General features: G+C 66.8%; 17 protein-coding genes. 11 read left to right on the forward strand and 6 right to left on the reverse strand.

Features of this window, described 5'->3' with window-relative positions; all coding sequences use genetic code 11:
* Positions 1–20 precede the first annotated feature (20 nt).
* From hisD to LZ009_RS17655, 6 genes are all read left to right on the forward strand, one after another.
* A complete protein-coding gene (hisD, locus tag LZ009_RS17630; RefSeq protein ID WP_275699277.1) occupies positions 21–1,328 on the forward strand; it encodes a histidinol dehydrogenase in 1,308 nt (435 codons plus the stop codon).
* 36 nt (positions 1,329–1,364) lie between these two features.
* Positions 1,365–2,744 carry an aspartate ammonia-lyase gene (locus tag LZ009_RS17635; protein ID WP_275699278.1) on the forward strand — a complete coding sequence of 460 codons (1,380 nt, stop codon included), beginning with the start codon at positions 1,365–1,367 and terminating at the stop codon, positions 2,742–2,744.
* A 186-nt stretch (positions 2,745–2,930) separates the two neighbouring features.
* The gene (locus LZ009_RS17640) at positions 2,931–3,206 is read left to right on the forward strand and encodes a sigma-70 family RNA polymerase sigma factor (RefSeq protein WP_275699279.1); all 276 of its coding nucleotides are present in this window, start codon (positions 2,931–2,933) and stop codon (positions 3,204–3,206) included.
* 33 nt (positions 3,207–3,239) lie between these two features.
* Complete coding sequence (locus LZ009_RS17645) at positions 3,240–3,656, forward strand: cupin domain-containing protein (protein ID WP_275699280.1); 417 nt, start codon at positions 3,240–3,242, stop codon at positions 3,654–3,656.
* A gap of 109 nt (positions 3,657–3,765) precedes the next feature.
* Positions 3,766–4,389 carry an RNA polymerase sigma factor gene (locus LZ009_RS17650; protein WP_275699281.1) on the forward strand — a complete coding sequence of 208 codons (624 nt, stop codon included), beginning with the start codon at positions 3,766–3,768 and terminating at the stop codon, positions 4,387–4,389.
* On the forward strand, positions 4,386–4,790 hold the full coding sequence (locus tag LZ009_RS17655; RefSeq protein WP_275699282.1) for a cupin domain-containing protein: 405 nt from the start codon (positions 4,386–4,388) through the stop codon (positions 4,788–4,790). Before LZ009_RS17650 ends, LZ009_RS17655 begins: the two co-directional genes overlap by 4 nt.
* Before the next feature lie 12 nt (positions 4,791–4,802).
* Here the strand turns inward: LZ009_RS17655 and LZ009_RS17660 are convergent, their stop codons facing one another.
* From LZ009_RS17660 to LZ009_RS17670, 3 genes are read right to left on the reverse strand one after another with little or no spacing between them, the layout of a single operon-like run.
* A complete protein-coding gene (locus LZ009_RS17660; RefSeq protein ID WP_275699283.1) occupies positions 4,803–5,612 on the reverse strand; it encodes a DUF4198 domain-containing protein in 810 nt (269 codons plus the stop codon).
* Between the two features lie 8 nt (positions 5,613–5,620).
* Positions 5,621–5,905: a hypothetical protein gene (locus LZ009_RS17665; RefSeq protein ID WP_275699284.1), complete on the reverse strand. Its 285-nt coding sequence runs from the start codon at positions 5,903–5,905 to the stop codon at positions 5,621–5,623.
* A 13-nt stretch (positions 5,906–5,918) separates the two neighbouring features.
* The gene (locus LZ009_RS17670) at positions 5,919–7,451 is read right to left on the reverse strand and encodes a DUF4331 domain-containing protein (protein ID WP_430300388.1); all 1,533 of its coding nucleotides are present in this window, start codon (positions 7,449–7,451) and stop codon (positions 5,919–5,921) included.
* A 164-nt stretch (positions 7,452–7,615) separates the two neighbouring features.
* Between LZ009_RS17670 and LZ009_RS17675 the strand changes: the two genes are divergently transcribed.
* Positions 7,616–9,847, forward strand: coding sequence for a hybrid sensor histidine kinase/response regulator (locus LZ009_RS17675; protein ID WP_275699285.1), 2,232 nt, complete (start codon positions 7,616–7,618; stop codon positions 9,845–9,847).
* Between the two features lie 33 nt (positions 9,848–9,880).
* On the opposite strand, the gene gyrB is transcribed toward LZ009_RS17675, so the two are convergent.
* The 3 genes from gyrB to dnaA all read right to left on the reverse strand — a co-directional run bounded on the left by gyrB (position 9,881) and on the right by dnaA (position 15,233).
* Entirely contained in the window at positions 9,881–12,505 is a 2,625-nt protein-coding gene (gyrB, locus tag LZ009_RS17680; RefSeq protein WP_275699286.1) for a DNA topoisomerase (ATP-hydrolyzing) subunit B, read from the reverse strand.
* Positions 12,506–12,638: 133 nt separating this feature from the next.
* On the reverse strand, positions 12,639–13,745 hold the full coding sequence (gene dnaN, locus LZ009_RS17685; protein ID WP_275699287.1) for a DNA polymerase III subunit beta: 1,107 nt from the start codon (positions 13,743–13,745) through the stop codon (positions 12,639–12,641).
* A gap of 75 nt (positions 13,746–13,820) precedes the next feature.
* A complete protein-coding gene (gene dnaA / locus LZ009_RS17690) occupies positions 13,821–15,233 on the reverse strand; it encodes a chromosomal replication initiator protein DnaA (RefSeq protein ID WP_275699288.1) in 1,413 nt (470 codons plus the stop codon).
* 193 nt (positions 15,234–15,426) lie between these two features.
* On the opposite strand from dnaA, the gene rpmH reads away from it, so the two are divergent.
* Genes rpmH through yidC form a run of 4 tightly spaced genes read left to right on the forward strand, consistent with a single transcriptional unit; the run spans position 15,427 to position 18,024 of the window.
* Positions 15,427–15,561 carry a 50S ribosomal protein L34 gene (rpmH, locus tag LZ009_RS17695; RefSeq protein WP_145893359.1) on the forward strand — a complete coding sequence of 45 codons (135 nt, stop codon included), beginning with the start codon at positions 15,427–15,429 and terminating at the stop codon, positions 15,559–15,561.
* Positions 15,562–15,605: 44 nt separating this feature from the next.
* On the forward strand, positions 15,606–16,064 hold the full coding sequence (locus LZ009_RS17700; RefSeq protein WP_275699289.1) for a ribonuclease P protein component: 459 nt from the start codon (positions 15,606–15,608) through the stop codon (positions 16,062–16,064).
* Positions 16,061–16,333: a membrane protein insertion efficiency factor YidD gene (gene yidD / locus LZ009_RS17705; RefSeq protein WP_275699290.1), complete on the forward strand. Its 273-nt coding sequence runs from the start codon at positions 16,061–16,063 to the stop codon at positions 16,331–16,333. Before LZ009_RS17700 ends, yidD begins: the two co-directional genes overlap by 4 nt.
* Positions 16,330–18,024: a membrane protein insertase YidC gene (gene yidC / locus LZ009_RS17710; protein WP_275699291.1), complete on the forward strand. Its 1,695-nt coding sequence runs from the start codon at positions 16,330–16,332 to the stop codon at positions 18,022–18,024. Before yidD ends, yidC begins: the two co-directional genes overlap by 4 nt.
* The last annotated feature ends 38 nt before the right edge of the window (positions 18,025–18,062 follow it).

Consider the following 18,062-nt stretch of genomic DNA (forward strand, 5'->3'; position numbering starts at 1 on the left):
ACCCCCGCCGAAGGAACGTCATGGCCTACTCCCTGAAATCCCCCACGACCAAGCCGTCCGGCGAGGCCGACACCACCCATGTCCGCAAGACCGTCGAAGGCATGTTGAAGGACATCTCGACGCGCGGCATGGACGCCGTGCGCGACTATTCGAAGAAGTTCGACAAGTGGGATCCGGCCAGCTTCCGCCTGACCGACGCCCAGATCCAGGAATGCCTCGCTCAACTGACGCCGAGGGAGATCGAGGACATCAAGTTCGCGCAGACACAGGTGCGCAATTTCGCCCAACACCAGCGTGAAGCGATCCGCGACATCGAAGTGGAAACCCTGCCCGGCGTCGTCCTTGGCCACAAGAACATTCCCGTGCAATCCGTCGGCTGCTACATCCCGAGCGGCAAGTATCCGCTCGTGGCCTCGGCGCACATGGGCGTGGTCACCGCCAAGGTCGCCGGCGTACCGCGCGTGATTGCCGTCTCGCCCCCTTACGAAGGCCGCCCGAGTCCGGCGGTCATCGCCGCCATCCACCTGGCGGGCGCCGACGAGATCTACTGCATCGGCGGCGTCCAGGCTGTTGCCGCCATGGCCATGGGAGTCGGCGAATTCCCGCAGGTGGACATGATCGTGGGTCCCGGCAACGCTTATGTGGCCGAGGCCAAGCGTCAACTGTTCGGCCGGATCGGCATCGACCTGGTCGCCGGGCCGACGGAAACCCTGGTCATTGCCGATGACACGGTCGACGGTGAACTGGTGGCGACCGACCTGCTGGGCCAGGCCGAACACGGACCCACGTCACCTGCCGTGCTCGTGACCACCTCGGAGAAGCTGGCGAGGGACACAATGGCCCAGATCGAAGTGCTGCTCGGGAAGCTGGACACGGCGCCCATCGCCCGCACCGCCTGGGAAAACTACGGTGAAATCATCGTCTGCAATTCCGACGAAGAGATGGTGCGCGAAGGTGACCGCATTGCCTCGGAGCATGTGCAGGTCATGACCAAGAACCCCGACTTCTTCCTGCAGAACATGCGCAACTACGGGGCGCTGTTTCTCGGGGAGCGGACCAATGTGGCGTATGGCGACAAGGTCATCGGGACGAACCATACGCTGCCGACCTCGGGTGCGGCGCGGTATACCGGCGGGCTGTGGGTCGGCAAGTTCCTGAAGACGTGCACGTACCAACGTGTCCTCACCGACGCGGCGTCGTCGATGATCGGCGAATATTGTTCCCGCCTTTGCGCGCTCGAGCATTTCACCGGCCACGGCGAGCAGGCCAACATCCGTGTGCGGCGCTATGGCCACAAGCAAGTGCCATTCGGAGCGGCGGCCACCTGACCCGAATTCCCCCGCGAGAGTCCTATGACAAGCCACATGCGAATTGAACGTGACTTCCTCGGGGAGAGGCATATTCCGGGCGACGCCTATTGGGGGATTCATACAGCCCGCGCCGTCGAGAACTTTCCGATTTCGGGGACGGCGATCTCCGCGATGCCGGAACTCATTCGGGGATTTGCCTTCGTCAAGAAGGCTGCTGCTCAAGCCAACTTCGAGTTCGGAATCCTGGATCGCGAGCGGTGTGCGGCAATTTGTGCGGCCTGCGAGCTCCTGATCGCTGGGCGGTTCCAGGACCAGTTCATCGTGGACGTCATCCAGGGAGGCGCAGGCACCTCGACCAACATGAACGTCAACGAGGTGCTCGCCAATCTCGCGCTCGAGCACCTCTGGCAGGAAAAGGGACGGTATGACCTGCTGCATCCGAACGACCACGTCAATGCCTCCCAAAGCACGAACGACACCTACCCGACTGCAGTTCGCCTGGGGCTGTGGATGGGCATCGGTCGCTTGCTCGACGCGATGCGGGTGGCGCGGCAAGCCTTCGAGCGAAAGGCGGAGGAGTTCGACAGCATCTTGAAGATCGGTCGTACCCAACTTCAAGATGCGGTTCCGATGACCTTGGGCCAGGAGTTTTCTGCGTACGCGGTGATGCTGGAAGAGGACGAAGCCAGGCTGCGGGAGGCTCGTGCACTTATCCAGGAAATCAACATGGGCGCCACGGCTGTCGGCACTGGCATCAATGCACCACCAGGTTACGCGGACCTGGTCTGCGAGCTGATTGCCAAGGAGTCCGGTGTGCCGGTGAAGAAGGCCAGGAATCTCGTCGAGGCAACGCAGGACACGGGTGCCTTCGTGCAACTCTCCGGGGTGCTGAAGCGGGTTGCGACAAAGCTTTCCAAGACCTGCAACGACCTGCGGCTGCTTTCGAGCGGACCGCAGGCGGGCTTTGGCGATATCCGTTTGCCTGCTCGACAGGCAGGCTCGTCGATCATGCCTGGCAAGGTCAATCCCGTCATACCGGAAGTGGTGAATCAAGTGGCATTCGAGGTGATAGGCAACGACTTGACTGTGACGATGGCCTCGGAGGCAGGTCAGCTCCAACTGAACGCCTTTGAACCCATCATCGGCTGGAGTTTGTTCAAGAGCATCGATCATCTAGCGAACGCCTGCCTGACCTTGGCGAGCCACTGCGTCGATGGCATCGAGGCCAACGTGGAGCTGCTTGCGCGTCGCGTGCGCGAATCCGCGACTTTCGCTACAGCACTGAATCCCCTCATCGGTTACGAGCGAGCCGCGTTGATTGCCAAGACCGCTGTGGCGAACGGTGTATCCATCGATCAAGTTGCCCTGGAGCTCGGGATTCTGACCAAGGAACAGCTCGATGCCGTCCTAATCCCCAATCGACTCAGCAACTGAAGCGCAATTTGCCGTGTCTTGGGAACGGTCTATGGCTGTCGTACTTACGGTCGGCCGCCCCTCTCCCAGCCATCAAATATTCCTGGATCTGGGGCTTGCGTGGCCCCGGCCCAAGCCTCGCCGCATCCAGCGCGGGGAGCCCCTCCGTATCCGTTGCTCCCAGGAAACCGGCAAGACGGAGTGACAGTGAACCAGGAGATGGAAGGCGAACCCAGCGCGTGGGCGGCGTTGCTGGCCCGGGCCGCGCAAGGTGACGTGGATGCATTCGAGGACTTCTACCTGCGGTCGGCGCCTTGGTCGCTGGCGCTGGCGCGGCAACTGGTGGGCGAGGGCGAAGCAGAGGAGTTCATGGCTTCCCTCTACCTCCAGGCCTGGCAGCATGCGGCCAGCTTCGATCACGCGCGCATGGCGGCCTGCGACTGGCTGGACGCGCTCGCCCGCCGCCTGGCGGCCATGCGGTGATCGGCCCGGGTTTATCATGACCCGAGCCCGACCATGAGCAACGAACCTGGCAACCCCGTCGACGACAGCCTGATCCAGCGCGTGCGCCGCAGGGTGCTGGATCGCGTCGCCCATGACGTGGTGGCGCAGCACCTGACCGTGCGCGGCGGCGCCGAAGGCTGGCAGCCGTTCCTGCCCGGCATCCGCTGCAAGGTGCTATACGAGCAGGCCGGCACCCTCTCGTACCTGCTGGAGCTCGCCCCCGGCGCGGTGCTGCCGGGGCACCGCCATTCGCAGGACGAAGAGTGCCTGGTGCTGCGCGGCCGGCTGCGCATCGGCGACCAGCTCGTGGTCGAGGAAGGCGACTTCCACGTCGGCCTGGCCGGCGTGCTGCATGCGCCCATCACCACCGACGCCGGCGCGCTGATCTTCCTGCGCGGCGCGGCGCCGGATGGCCGCGAATGCATCTAGGCGAAACAACGCGCATTCGTCTTACAGGCTGGGGTGGTGGCGCGACCTAGAGTCGGCGTCTGGCGAGGGAAGCGACATGCAGGATTGCCCGGAGACAGGTGCCTCTCCCGTGCGCGCAGCGCAGTGGGAAGAGGAGAACCGTTGCCTGGCGACGCTGATCGCCTCCGCGCGGGCCGGCAGCACGAGCGCCTTCGAAGAGCTCTACGACAAGACGGCCCGGGTGCTGCTCGCGCATGTGCGGCGGCTCGTGGTCGACGGCCAGGCCGAGGACGTGCTCACCGAGGTCTTCCTGCAGGTCTGGCACAACCTCGCCGCGTTCGATGCGAACCGCGGTCCCGTGATGGTGTGGCTGCGCGTCATCGCCACCAGCCGCGCCCTGGACCACCTGCGGCAGGACAAGCGGAACGCCGCCCGCATCACGCCGGTCGACGACACCCTCGATGACATTCCCGATCCGGCCGACGGCCCCGAGCAACTCTTTGCACGCGCGCAGGATGCACGGCTGGTGCACCTGTCGCTGGCCGGCGCTTCGCTCAGCGCGCACGAGCGCACGGTGGTCGGGCTTGCCTACTTCCGCGAGCGCACGCAGCAGGAGATTGCCAGCACCATGGGCCTTCCGCTGGGCACCGTGAAATCCATCATGCAGCGTGCCCAGGAGAAGCTGCGCGCGCGTTTCATCGCGTGTTCCGCGCCCGCCGCCAAGGCCGCCGTGGAACCGAGGGCGGCCGCATGAGGCATCCCGGCTTCCAGTCCGCGCCGCGCGACGACGATGCGGCCCTGCTCGCGCGCGTGCGGGCCCGCGTGCTCGCGACGATCCGCACCCACGCAGCGCCGAAGGAGACGGTGCGGGCCGGCCAGGGCGGCTGGGAAGTGCTGTCGCCGGGCGTAGAGCGCAAGTTGCTGGCGCGCGATGGTGACTCCGAATGCGCGCTGGTACGACTCGCGCCCGGCGCCTCCGTCGCGGCCCACCTGCACGCCATGGGAGAGGAATGCCTGGTGCTGGAAGGCAGCTTCACGATCGCGCCGGACCTGGTGCTGTGTGCCGGCGACTTCCACGTGGCGCGCAAGGGCAGCGCGCACGGCGCCGTCCACAGCGAAGCGGGCGCCCTGCTCTACCTGCGCACCTGCGCCTGACGCGCCGGGGCTTCAGTCGCCCGCGGCCGAAAAGGTCAGGTTGCCCCAGTAACTGTCCCAATCGAAGTCGTTCGTGCCCTCGGCCGGGATCATGTGGACCACGCTCGCCATCCAGGTTCCCGCATGCGGCAGCGCGAAGGCGACCCGTCCCTGCGCATCGGTGACCTGCTGCTCTCGCGCCAGCGCCGCCGCTTCGTGGTGCCAGATCTTCACCAGCGCGCCCGCGAGCGGGGCGCCGTCGAACAGCACCTGGAAGCCCATGGGCGCGGCGCCTGCGGCCAGCGACTCATTCACCGGAACGATCTCCAGCCGCTGGCCGGTGCGCCGGGTGAAGGCGGCATCGGCGACGTCGCCGATGCGCACCAGCGCCTTGACGTTGCGGCGGTAGCGCTCGCGCCCGGGCTTCGCGCTCATGCCCGTGCGCTCGCGCGCCGCCAGCACGGACAGCAGGCCCTCGTCGCGCAGGTAGGCATTGAACTTGTCGGCCTCCAGCACGATCGCGCTGGGATGCGTGTCCAGCGCGAACACGTAGCCGCCGGGACGCGCGATGCGGATGCTGTGCGCCACGATGGCGCCATCGGCCGGCACGCGCGCCAGCAGGTCGATGTTCGCCCCGGACGTCAGCATGCGAAAACGCGCGACGAGCGCGCGCGAGAAGGGCTGCGGATCGCCCTGGAAATCCACGCCCACGGCCAGCGCGAGCCGCAAGGGCGCGCCCGGCGGCGGCCGGAAGTCGTCCGGCAGCATCCAGAACTCGTGCCCTTGCGCCACGACCGCCGCGCAGCAAAGCGCAGCGGCCAGCCAGGCGCGCAACTTGCGCACCGCCCCGCTCAAGGAATGGGCTCGCTCGTCTCGCTGGTGGGCAGCACCACGTTGCCCAGCGCCACGGGCTCGCCCGTCGAGTTGGTGCCGTTGGCGATGAGGTCCTTGACGTAGGCGACCAGGCCCTCGACGCTTTGCAGCGCCGAGGAAGGAAGGTCGCTGCCGTTGCCGGTGCCGCCGTTGCCGGGCGGCGCGATGCAGCATTCGAGTCCGCCGCCGCCGCCGCCGCAGGCGGCCAGCAGTGCGCTGGCCGCGAGCACCGCCAGCGCCGATCGAAGGGATGTCTTCTTCATGGGCGCCTCGCGATCAAGGATAGGTGGTCCCGGCGGCCGCGGGAGGATTGAGGTTGCCCGGCAGCGGCGCGGTCAGGTAGGGGAAGGCCGTGCCGTAGTTGGCGGCGCTCTTGCGCACGCCGTCGGTGAAGGCCAGGCCACCCGCAGGCGCGTCGGCCGGCTTGCAGCCGACCTTGAGGCTGTCGTTCGCACCGGTCAGCACGCACAGGGCGCCCATCGCAACGCGCACCTCGACGTCGACGATGTCGTCGGCGGGACGCCGGCCGTTCGGGAAGCCTGCGTTGTCGCCGCCGGCCACGCCCAGCGGGTTCTGCGCAGCGGCCGCGGTGGGCGGCGTCGCGGTGTTCAGCCGCAGCATCTCGGAGGCCACCACGTTCTTCGGCTGGTTCAAGCCTTCCAGGCCCTTGAGGAACACCGTCACCAGGTCCGTGCGGGGGAAGTTGGTCGGCGCCTTGGCGGAGGGGAACAGGGATTCGATCAGGGCCGGCAGCGAAGGATTGGTCACGTAGTCGAGGAACTGCGCGTCGTCCTTGGGCTTGGAGGCGTTGAACTTGTCCTTGTCGGCCAGGCCGACCACCACCTCGTTCACCAGCGGCATGCCCAGGCGCGAGACCTGCGCCCAGGGGCCGCCTTCCTTGCTGGCTTTGCCGAGGCCGGTGGAGGGCTTGGCGTCCATCAGCCGCGCCTGCCGCACGCTGGCGGTGGTGAAGGCACCGATCACCGGGTCGGCGGTCGTGGTCACGCAGGCGATCGGCAGTTCCACCGCGATGGTGCTGACGTTCTTGCCTTCCAGGTCGTTGTTGTTGCCGCCGACCTCCGGGCCCAGCGGGTTCATGTTGAACAGGTCGAAGATCTTGCCGACCGCGATGTAGAAGGGCTCCTTGCGCTGGCCCACGAACACGCGGCCCGGGGCCGAGCAGCCCGGCAAGGCGACCGTGTAGATGTGCTGGTTGGCGTAGGCTGCATAGCCGCCGGGGAAGCTCTTCTCGCCGATGTTGTCCACCGGCTTGTCGAAGGCCGTGCCGCCCGTGGGCGTGACCGCGGAACGCGTGCCGGCGCGGCGGCCGCCGCGCACCAGGTCGACGGTGTAGGTCTCTCGCACGTTCAGCGTGGACGCATTGACGCCGCTGATGGGGCCGCTGTTGATGAGCGGAATCTTGGTGGCCTTGCCGCCCACCGTCAGCGCCGCGTCCTTGGACGTGTTGGTGAAGCGGAATTGCAGGCTGAGGTCTTCCTGCGCATCGCCGTTGTTGTCGATGTGGATCTCGTACAGCGCGTTCGGGTCGAACATGTAGAAGTTCGGCCCGCCTTGCGGATCCTGGAAGGGAATGTAGTTGGCGATGATGGTGACGTAGTCCTGCCGTCCCGTTTCGTAGCTGCGGAACATGTACAGGTCCGTCGCGTCGACCTGACGCTGCCCGGCGACGAAGGGCGCTTCGCGGTGGCTGGAGGCCATGACCGCCGCGCTGGAAGCGAGCCCGAGGACGAGCGAAGCCGTCCGCAGTGCCTGGCCGGCACCGCGAAGGCGGATGGGGGTGGAAAACATGACCTCTCCTGTCGCCGGCCGACGGGCGGGCGTGGAAGGGATACGAGGCGAACGCCTCTTTGGTTTGTAGGACGGGGCCGCGTGCTGTTCAAGAGCCCCCTTGCGGTCGTGGCTCAGCAGGAAGGCATGACGCTGGAGCGCATGCTCGGCTAGACTGCGCCGCCATGCCCCTCGTTCGCCCGCCCGCCAGCATCCGCTCACGCCTCGTGCTGCTGTTGCTGGCGCTCTGGGTGCCGGCGGTGATCGCCCTGGGCCTGCAGGCGCGGGCTGCCTATGAACGCGAGGAAAGCGCGGCCCGCGACGAACTGCGGCAGCAGGCCAACGCCCTCAGCTACGCCATGCAGGCGGAGCTCGATCGGCGCGTCAGCCTCGGCAAGGCGCTTGCGGCGCTGCCCTCGCTCAAGGCGCGTGACTTCGAAGCGTTCCTGCGCGAGGCCCGTCTGGCCGTCGAGGGGTCGGACGACGCGGTGCTGCTGGTCGACCGCGAACGCCAGTACGCCTACACCGCGCAGCCTGCGCCCTTGACCGTTGCGCGCCGGCCCGGCTCGCTGTTCGTCGAGCGCGGCATGGGCGTGTCCTTCGTCCTGAAAGGGCCGGTGTCCGGCAATCCCGCGATCGCGGTGCTGGTGCCCGAGGCCGGAGTGGCGACGCCGCAGTTCAACGTGGGCGTCACCTTCCTGCCCGCGCGGGTGCAGGAAGTCATCGCGCAGCAACCGTACCGCGCGAACGGCCTGGCCACGGTGCTCGACGCCCAGCTGCGCGTCATGGGCCGCAGCCGCGATGCGGAGCGCTACATGGGTGTGCAGCCCAGCAACGCGGAGCTGCGGGCGCTGGCGGCACGGCGCGGCAGCGGTTTCATGCGCACGGTCACGCTCGACGGCGTCGCCAGCCTCACCTACCTGGCGCCGCCCGGCCGCTTTGGCTGGTCGGCGGTGGTGGCCCTGCCGGAAGCGCAGCTGCAGGAGGCGGCGCAACGGCTGGCCGTGCGCGCGTCGCTGGTCTCCGCGCTGCTGCTGGCGCTCGGCCTGGGCCTGGCGGCCATGGCCGCGCGCAGCATCAGCCGGCCGGTGCGGGCCTTGAACCATGCGGCGGGCGAGCTGCTCGCGCAGCGCGTGCCGGAGCGCTTGCACACCGGCGTGGCGGAGGTGGACCAGGTGGGCGCCGTCCTGCACGGCGCCGGCGTGCGCGCACGCCACGCGGAGCAGGAGCTCGCCTTGGAAGTCGCGCGCGCGGTCGACGAAGCGCGCCAGGCCGAAGCGAGCCTGCTGGAGGCGCGCAAGCACGAAGCGATCGGCCGCCTCACCGGCGGCATCGCGCACGACTTCAACAACCTGCTGCAGACCATCAGCATGGGCTTGCAGGTCGTGTACCGGTCGGTGCCGGCAGGGCGCTATTCGCGTTCGCTGGAAGCCGCGATGGCTGCTTGCGGCAAGGCAGCCGACCAGGTCCGCCAGATGCTGGCCTTCGGGCGGACGCAGCAGCTGCGTCCGCAGGCCGTGGACCTGGCCGACCTGCTGCTGCGCACGCGCGAGCTGACCGGCAAGGCGCTGGGCGAACGCGTCGCGCTGCGCATCGACATCGACCCCGCGCTGCCTCCCTTGCATGCCGATCCGGTGCAGCTGGAACTGGCGCTGCTGAATCTCGTCTTCAATGCGCGGGACGCGATGCCGCAGGGCGGCACCGTGACCTTGCGCGCAGCGCAGGAAGCGCGAGCGTCCGACGGCGGCGGCGGCGACGGCGCGCCGCTGGTGCGCATCGACGTGGAGGACACCGGCCACGGCATGGACGCCGAGACGCTGGCGCGGGTTTTCGAGCCTTACTTCACCACCAAGCCCGTCGGCGCCGGCAGCGGGCTCGGGCTGCCGCAGGTGCAGGCCTTCGCCAGGCAGTCGGGTGGCGACGTGCGCATCACCAGCACGCTGGGGAACGGAACATGCGTCACGCTGCTGTTGCCGATGTCGCTTGCACGGGCCACGGCCGGCGAGTCGCCGGCGGTCGCGCGCGAACGCAAGCCGCGGCGCCCCTTGCGCGTGCTGATGGTGGAAGACGACGTGCTGGTCGCCTCGGTGGTGCCCGGTGCGCTGGAGCACGAAGGCCACCAGGTCACCTTGTGCCGAACTGCGGACGAAGCACGGGCGCTGCTGGAACAGCAAGACTGCGGGGCGGACGTGCTCTTCACCGACATCGTCATGCCGGGCACGATGACCGGCCTGGACCTGGTCGAATGGTGCCGCGTGCACTGCCCCAAGCTGCCGGCGCTGGTCGCGACCGGCTACAGCTCGCAGCCGCTGGGGGCGGCCAAGGTGTTGAACAAGCCGTACGCGGTCGACGATCTGCTCGATGCGCTGGAAGCCTGCGCGGCAAGCGCCGACCGCGCGCTCGATCCCTCGACTTGAGGTGGAGCATGGGTGGCGTGACGCCACCCCATCTCAGACGTCGATGTTCGCCGCCCGCAGCGCGTTCGTCTCGATGAAGTCGCGCCGCGGCTCGACCTCGTCGCCCATCAGCATGGTGAAGACGCGGTCGGCCTCGATCGCATCGTCGATCTGCACGCGCAGCAGGCGCCGCACGGTCGGGTCCATCGTCGTCTCCCACAGCTGCTGCGGGTTCATCTCGCCCAGTCCCTTGTAGCGCTGGCGGGAGGTGGCGCGCTCCCCTTCGGAGATCAGCCACTGCATCGCCTGGCGGAAGTCGCCGACCTTTTCTTCCTTCGCGCGCTCGCCCTCGCCGCGCATCACGCGCGCGCCTTCGCCGAGCAGCCCGCGGAAGGTGTTGGCCGCCTCGGCCAGCGCGGCGTAATCGGCGCCATGCACGAAGTCCTGCGTGATCACGCTCGACTTGATGTTGCCGTGATGGCGGCGCGAAATGCGCAGGATCGGCTTGTCGCTGCGGGCATCGAATTCCCCGGCAACTTCAGCCGGCGCGGCGTTGGTCAGCTTGTCGAGCTCGTGCAGCTTGGCCTGCAGCGCCAGGGCGCTCGCTTCCGCATCGGCAACGGTGTCGAGGTTCAGCGAAACGCCGTCGGCCACCGCGCGCAGCGCCTCGGCGTCCATGAAGCCGCCCAGGCGGTTGATGACGTTCTCCGCCACCTGGTGCTTGCGCGCCAGTTCGGCCAGGGTTTCGCCGGCGATCACGGTGTTGGCCGTGCCGCCCGTTTCCACCTTGGCGCCGGTCAGCGCGATGCGCAGCAGGAAGGTGTCGAGCTCGGAGCCGTCCTTCAGGTACAGCTCCTCCTTGCCGGCCTTCACCTTGTACAGCGGCGGCTGCGCGATGTAGATGTGCCCGCGCTCCACCAGCTCGGGCATCTGGCGGTAGAAGAACGTCAGCAGCAGCGTGCGGATGTGCGCGCCGTCGACGTCGGCGTCGGTCATGATGATGATGCGGTGGTAGCGCAACTTGGCGACGTCGAAGTCGTCGACGCCGCTCTTGCCGCTCTCGACCGCGGCCTTGCCGATGCCGGTGCCCAGCGCGGTGATCAGCGTGACGATTTCATTCGACGTCAGCAGCTTCTCGTAGCGCGCCTTCTCCACGTTCAGGATCTTGCCGCGCAGCGGCAGGATGGCCTGGAACTTCCGGTCGCGGCCCTGCTTGGCGCTGCCGCCGGCGGAGTCGCCCTCGACGATGTAGATCTCGCACAGGGCGGGATCCTTCTCCTGGCAGTCGGCCAGCTTGCCGGGCAGGCCCATGCCGTCCAGCACGCCCTTGCGGCGCGTCATCTCGCGGGCCTTGCGCGCGGCTTCACGGGCGCGGGCGGCTTCGATGATCTTGCCGACGATGATCTTGGCGTCGTTGGGACGCTCCTGCAGGAAGTCGTTCAGCTTGTTGGCCACCACGTCTTCGACCGGGCCGCGCACTTCGCTGGAGACCAGCTTGTCCTTGGTCTGGCTGGAGAACTTGGGCTCGGGCACCTTCACGCTCAGCACGCAGGTGAGGCCTTCGCGCATGTCGTCGCCGCTGATCTCGACCTTGGCCTTCTTGGCCAGCTCGTTCTCTTCGATGTACTTGTTGATGACGCGCGTCATCGCGGCACGCAGGCCGGTCAGGTGGGTGCCGCCGTCCCGCTGCGGGATGTTGTTGGTGAAGCAGAGCACCTGCTCGTTGTAGCCGCTGTTCCACTGCATCGCGACTTCGACGCCGATCATGGTCTGCTGGTCGCTCAGCTTCTCGCCCACCGCGTTGAAGGCGTTGGGGTGCAGCACCTGCTTGCCCTTGTTGACGAAGTCGACGAAGCCCTTCACGCCGCCGGCGCCGGCGAAGTCGTCTTCCTTGCCGGTGCGCTCGTCGAGCAGGCGGATGCGCACGCCGTTGTTCAGGAAGCTCAGCTCGCGCAGGCGCTTGGCCAGGATCTCATAGTGGAAATCGTTGTTTTCCTTGAAGATCTCGGTGTTGTCCGGCAGGAAGTGCACCTCGGTGCCGCGCTTGTCGGTGTCGCCCACGATGTGCATGGGGCGGATCAGGGCCTTCTCGCCCGTCTGCGGGTTGGCTTCCTCGTGCACTTCGCCGCTCTTCACCACGAAGCCGCGGCTGAATTCCAGCTCGTGCACCTTGCCGTCGCGGCGAACCACCACGCGCAGCATCTTGGAGAGTGCGTTGACGCAGCTCACGCCCACGCCGTGCAGGCCGCCCGAGACCTTGTAGCTGTTCTGGTTGAACTTGCCGCCGGCGTGCAGCTCGGTCAGCGCGATCTCGGTCGCCGAGCGCTTGGGCTCGTGCTTGTCGTCCCACTTGATGCCGGTGGGGATGCCGCGGCCGTTGTCGGTGACGCTGATCGAGTTGTCGGTGTGGATGGTGACGACGATGTCGTCGCAGTGGCCGGCCAGCGCCTCGTCGATCGAGTTGTCGACCACCTCGAACACCAGGTGGTGCAGGCCGGTGCCGTCGCTGGTGTCGCCGATGTACATGCCCGGGCGCTTGCGCACCGCTTCCAGGCCTTCGAGGATCTGGATGGAGCTCGCCCCGTACGCATCCCCGCTCGGCACCGGCGCGCCGGTGGCCGTGAACTTGGGGGCTTCGCCGTCGCCGAGCGGCGCGGGGGGAGTGATGTCTTGAGCCATAACCTGCTTTGTTTCAACTTGACCTTGTCATCCCGGGCTTGACCCGGGATCCATCTCCCGCGGCCGTTCCAGCAGCTGGGGATGGATTGCGGGCCAAGCCCGCAATGACATGCTGGGGGCGGGGTGCCCCCCCTCAGATGCGCATCGGCATCACGACGTACTTGAAGCTCGCGTTCTCGGGAATCGTGATCAGGGCGGAGCTGTTGGCGTCCGCCAGTTCCATCTTCACCATGTCCTGGTCCATGTTGGCCAGGGCGTCGATCAGGTACGTGACGTTGAAGCCGATCTCGATGGCGTCGCCGCCGTAGTCGATGTCGAGCTCGTCGACGGCCTCTTCCTGCTCGGCGTTGTTGCTCGCGACGCGCAAGGTGCCCGGCTCCACGTTGAGGCGCACGCCCTTGAACTTCTCGCTGGTCAGGATCGCGGTGCGCTGCAGGCTGGCCAGCAGCGGCGCGCGGCCCAGCGTGATGCTGTTCTTGTGGTTCTTGGGGATCACGCGGTTGTAGTCGGGGAACTTGCCCTCGACCAGCTTGGTGACGAACTCCATGCCGCCGAACGCGAACTTGGCCTGGTTGTTGGCGAACTGCATCTCGATGGCACCTTCGGCATCGGACAGCAGGCGCTGCAGTTCCAGCACGGTCTTGCGCGGCAGGATCACTTCCTGGCGCGGCACTTCCACGTCGAGCATGGCGCTGGCAAAGGCCAGGCGGTGGCCGTCGGTGGCCACCAGCGAGAGCTGCTTGCCTTCGGCGACGAACAGGATGCCGTTCAGGTAATAGCGGATGTCGTGCACGGCCATCGCGAAGCTCACCTGGTTCAGCAGGTCCTTCAGCGCCTTCTGCGGCACGTTGAACTTGGGGCCGAAGCTCGGGGCTTCCTGCACCAACGGGAAGTCTTCGGCCGGCAGCGTCTGCAGCGTGAACTTGCTCTTGCCGCCCTTGAGGATCAACTTGCTCTGGCTGGATTCCAGGCTCACCGTCTGGTCGCTGGGCATCGTGCGCAGGATGTCGATCAGCTTGCGAGCGCCCACGGTGGTGGTGAAGTTGCCGGCGTCCCCGTCCATGTCGGCGGTGGTGCGGATCTGGATCTCGAGGTCGCTGGTGGTGAACTGGATGTTGCCGGCCGTCTTGCGCAGCAGCACATTGGCCAGGATCGGCAGCGTGTGCCGCTTCTCGACGATGCCTGCCACCGACTGCAGGACCGAGAGCAGTTTTTCTTGCGTTGCCTTCAGGACGATCATGTCTTCCTCTTCTCTTGATTCAGGCGGTCAATCCGCCATTTTCGCTTATTTTTCAAGCACTTACCCTGGCCGGGCTCAACCCTTCAGGGTCTGTTCGAGCACGTGCAGCTGCTGGTTCAATTCGGTCACGTTCTGCCGCTCCGCCGAGATCTTGCGCACCGCGTGCAGCACCGTCGTGTGGTCGCGGCCGCCGAACAGTTCGCCGATCTCGGGCAGGCTCTTTTGCGTGAGTTCCTTGGCCAGGTACATCGCGATCTGGCGCGGGCGGGCGATCGAGGCCGGGCGCTTCTTGCTGTACATGTCGGCGACCTTGATCTTGTAGTAGTCGGCCACCGTCTTCTGGATGTTCTCCACGCTGATCTGCCGGTTCTGGATCGACAGCAGGTCGCGCAGCGCTTCGCGTGCCAGCTGGATCGAGATCTCTTTCTGGTTGAAACGCGAATACGCCAGGATCTTGCGCAGCGCGCCTTCGAGCTCGCGCACGTTGGAACGCACGTTCTTCGCCACGAAGAAGGCCACTTCCTCCGGCATCTCGGTGCCTTCGGAGCGCGCCTTGTTGATCAGGATGGCCACCCGCATTTCCAGCTCGGGCGGCTCGATGGCGACCGTGAGGCCGGAATCGAAGCGCGAGACCAGGCGCTCGTGGATGTCCGCCAGGCCCTTCGGATAGGTGTCCGAGGTCATGACGATGTGGCTCTTCTTGGCCAGCAGCGCCTCGAAGGCGTTGAAGAACTCCTCCTGCGTGCGGTCCTTGTTGGCGAAGAACTGGACGTCGTCGATCAGCAGCAGGTCGAGCGAGTGGTAGCGCTCCTTGAACTCGTCGAAGGTCTTGCGCTGGTAGGCCTTGACCACGTCCGACACGAACTGTTCGGCATGGATGTACAGGACCTTGGAGCCCGGTTTATCGGCCAGCAGCTTGTTTCCGACGGCATGCACAAGGTGGGTTTTCCCCAGGCCGACGCCACCGTAGATGAACAAGGGGTTGTACAGGTGGCCGGGCGTGCCCGACACATGCATGGCCGCGGCCCGCGCCATGCGGTTGGCGGTGCCCTCGACCAGGGTGTCGAAGGTCAGTGCCGTGTTCAACCGGGTCTTGAAGGCGGCCGGGCCGGCATCTTCTTCCACCTCGGCCGGTTCGGACAGCGGCACGTTGGCCGCGGCGGCCGGCGCCGGGTAGACGCGTGCCGTGTTGTCCCGTGGAGTGATCGCTAACTCGAGCTGCACGGGTTGCCCATAGAGCTTTTCCAGGACGGCGGCGATCTTGCCGGCGTACTGCGCGCGCACCCAATCGAGCTTGAATCGGTTGGCGACGAACAGCGTAACCCGTGAAAAATCCTCGCTCACCTGGGCCACCAGGGGCTTGATCCAGGTGCTGAATTGCTGGTCGGGCAGCTCCTGCGCTAGCTGGTCGACGCACGCCTGCCAGAGGCTGTCGCCCGCGCCCAGGCTCGCCGTGGCGGCCAGCCTGTTGTGTTGCCCCTCGCTCATGTGCCCCGTCGCTCCTGTGGATTAGTTTTGTCGCGCGAAACGGCGCATTCTAGTTGACGCACAGCATATCCACAAAGACGGTTGCGGCATGAGAACATGCTTCCTCAGGTGCCGTGCAATAGGTCCGCGAATAGACCCGTGTTTGCCCGGGAGCGGCTTTTGGCCGATAATGCCGGGTTTTCCGAGAAGCAACATGAAACGCACCTACCAACCCTCCAAAGTGCGCCGCGCGCGTACCCACGGCTTCCTGGTCCGCATGAAGACCCGTGGCGGCCGTGCCGTCATCAACGCCCGCCGCGCCAAGGGCCGCAAGCGCCTGGCTGCCTGATCGCCACGCGCCCGCCAGCGCAGCCTGCGCTTGCCTCGCGTTCCGTGCAGCGGCTCAAGACCCGGGCACAGTTCGAGGCGGCCATGGCCGGTGGCACCATCTCCAGGACGCCGCACTTCGTGCTGCATCGTTGCAGCCTCGATGCGCTCTCGGCGTCCCCCCGGCCGCCATCGGAGCAGCCCGGACCCGCAGGGTCCCTTCCTGTATCGGCCAAGGGCCGCGGGTCCGCAGGACCCACGGCCCTGTTTGTCGTTGCCGATCAACCGTGGATCGGCGCGGTGGTGCCCAAGCGCTGGGCCAAGCGGGCCGTCACCCGCAATGGCATCAAGCGGCAGATCTACAGCGTGAGCTCGGCTTTCGAAGCCCGCCTCCCCGTCGCCGCCCTCGTGGTGCGGCTGCGGACGGACTTCGCGCGCAAGGAATTCCCCAGCGCCTGGAGCGATGCGTTGAAGTCCGTCGTGCGCGCCGAGTTGCAGCAGCTGTTCGAGCGCGTGAAGGCATGAAGCAGCTGCTGATCGCCATCGTCAAGGGCTACCGCCTGGTGCTCTCGCCCTGGCTCGGCTCGGCCTGCCGCTTCACGCCCACCTGCTCGGTGTATTCGCTGGAGGCGCTGCAGCGCCATGGCGCCGCCGCCGGCGCCTATCTCACGGTGGCGCGCATCGCGCGCTGCCATCCCTGGTGCGCCGGCGGGCTCGACCCCGTGCCCGCCGTTCCGCCGCGGCTGTTCAGCCGCTGGGCCGACGTGCCCGTTCAAGAAAAGAAGCTTCCATGACCGACATCCGCCGCACCATCCTCTGGGTGATCTTCGGCTTTTCCATGGTGATGCTGTGGGACCAATGGCAGGTCTACAACGGCAAGCCGGCGACCTTCTTCCCGAGCGCCAAGCCGGCCGCCACCGCCACGGCGACCACGCCCAGCGGCGCCGCCAGCGTGCCCGCGCCGATCGCCGGCGCGCCGGGCGCCGTGCCTGCCGCCAACACCGTGCCGGGCGCCGTGCCCGCCACGGGCGCCGCGCCGGCCGTGCCGCGCGAGCGCTTCAGCGTCACCACCGACCTGATGCGCGTCACCTTCGACAGCGAAGGCGGCCAGGTCGTGAAGACCGAATTCCTCAAGATCCGCGGCGACAAGGACACCCCCACCTTCACGCTGATGGACCAGAGCGGTGGACGCATCTACGTGGCGCAAAGCGGCCTGATCGGCGGCGACTTCCCGAACCACAAGACGGTGATGACCGTGCTGCCGGGCGACCGCAACCTGAAGGACGGCGCCAACGACCTGGTGGTCAAGTTCGAGTCGCCGGTGCAAGGCGGCGTGAAGCTGGTCAAGACCTACACCCTGCATCGCGGCGTCTACGACATCGGCGTGAAGCATGAAGTGGTGAACACGGGCACGACGCCGGTGTCGCCGCAGGTCTACCTGCAACTGGTGCGCGACGGCACCGATGCCACCGGCTCCTCGTCCTTCTATTCCACCTTCACCGGCCCGGCGGTCTACACCGAGGCCAAGAAGTTCCACAAGGTGGAGTTCAAGGACATCGAGAAGGGCAAGGCCGAAGTCGACAAGAGCTCGGACAACGGCTACGTCGCGATGGTGCAGCACTACTTCGTCAGCGCCTGGATCCTGGGCCAGGGCGTGAAGCGCGACAACTTCGTGCGCAAGGTCGACGAGAACCAGTACGCCGTGGGCATGATCGCGCCGGTGACGGTGCCGCCCGGCGCCACCGTGGCCGTCGATGCCAAGCTGTACTCCGGCCCGGAAGAAGAGAAGAAGCTCGAAGCGCTGGCGCCCGGCCTGGACCTGGTGAAGGACTACGGCTGGCTGACCATCCTGGCCAAGCCCCTGTACTGGCTGCTGAACCAGCTGCACTCCTTCATCGGCAACTGGGGCTGGTCGATCATGGCGCTGGTGCTGCTGATCAAGATCGCCTTCTACTGGCTGCAGGCCAAGGGCTACGAGAGCATGGCCAAGATGAAGGCCGTGAACCCGAAGGTCATGGCCATGCGCGAGCGCTACAAGGACAACCCGCAGCAGATGCAGCAGGAGATGATGCGCATCTACAAGGAGGAGAAGGTCAACCCGCTGGGCGGCTGCCTGCCGATCTTCATCCAGATCCCGGTGTTCATCGCGCTGTACTGGGTGCTGCTGTCCTCGATCGAGATGCGCAATGCGCCCTGGATCGGCTGGATCCACGACCTGTCGACGCCCGACCCCTACTTCATCCTGCCGGCCGTGATGACGCTGTCGTCGCTGCTGCAGACCGCGCTGAACCCGGTGCCGCCGGACCCGATGCAGGCCAAGATGATGTGGATCATGCCGCTGGCGTTCTCGGTGATGTTCTTCTTCTTCCCGGCCGGCCTGGTGCTGTACTGGATCACCAACAACGTGCTGTCGATCGCGCAGCAGTGGCTGATCAACGTGCGCATGGGCGTGCCGCCGGAGTTCAACCTGCCGAAGTTCAAATGACCCTCCCACGGGCGCGCAGCGCTCATCGGAGGGTCATC

The sequence above is a fragment of the Ramlibacter paludis genome (assembly GCF_022012305.1).
GTDB classification, from domain to species: Bacteria; Pseudomonadota; Gammaproteobacteria; order Burkholderiales; family Burkholderiaceae_C; genus Ramlibacter; species Ramlibacter paludis.

Bases quoted from the DNA above. Each gene is read 5' to 3' on its own strand.
- hisD (WP_275699277.1), top strand. From the start codon at position 21: ATGGCCTACTCCCTGAAATCCCCCACGACCAAGCCGTCCGGCGAGGCC.
- LZ009_RS17635 (WP_275699278.1), top strand. From the start codon at position 1,365: ATGCGAATTGAACGTGACTTCCTCGGGGAGAGGCATATTCCGGGCGAC.
- LZ009_RS17645 (WP_275699280.1), top strand. From the start codon at position 3,240: ATGAGCAACGAACCTGGCAACCCCGTCGACGACAGCCTGATCCAGCGC.
- LZ009_RS17655 (WP_275699282.1), top strand. From the start codon at position 4,386: ATGAGGCATCCCGGCTTCCAGTCCGCGCCGCGCGACGACGATGCGGCC.
- LZ009_RS17665 (WP_275699284.1), bottom strand. From the start codon at position 5,905: ATGAAGAAGACATCCCTTCGATCGGCGCTGGCGGTGCTCGCGGCCAGC.
- LZ009_RS17670 (WP_430300388.1), bottom strand. From the start codon at position 7,451: ATGTTTTCCACCCCCATCCGCCTTCGCGGTGCCGGCCAGGCACTGCGG.
- LZ009_RS17675 (WP_275699285.1), top strand. From the start codon at position 7,616: ATGCCCCTCGTTCGCCCGCCCGCCAGCATCCGCTCACGCCTCGTGCTG.
- gyrB (WP_275699286.1), bottom strand. From the start codon at position 12,505: ATGGCTCAAGACATCACTCCCCCCGCGCCGCTCGGCGACGGCGAAGCC.
- dnaN (WP_275699287.1), bottom strand. From the start codon at position 13,745: ATGATCGTCCTGAAGGCAACGCAAGAAAAACTGCTCTCGGTCCTGCAG.
- dnaA (WP_275699288.1), bottom strand. From the start codon at position 15,233: ATGAGCGAGGGGCAACACAACAGGCTGGCCGCCACGGCGAGCCTGGGC.
- rpmH (WP_145893359.1), top strand. From the start codon at position 15,427: ATGAAACGCACCTACCAACCCTCCAAAGTGCGCCGCGCGCGTACCCAC.
- yidD (WP_275699290.1), top strand. From the start codon at position 16,061: ATGAAGCAGCTGCTGATCGCCATCGTCAAGGGCTACCGCCTGGTGCTC.
- yidC (WP_275699291.1), top strand. From the start codon at position 16,330: ATGACCGACATCCGCCGCACCATCCTCTGGGTGATCTTCGGCTTTTCC.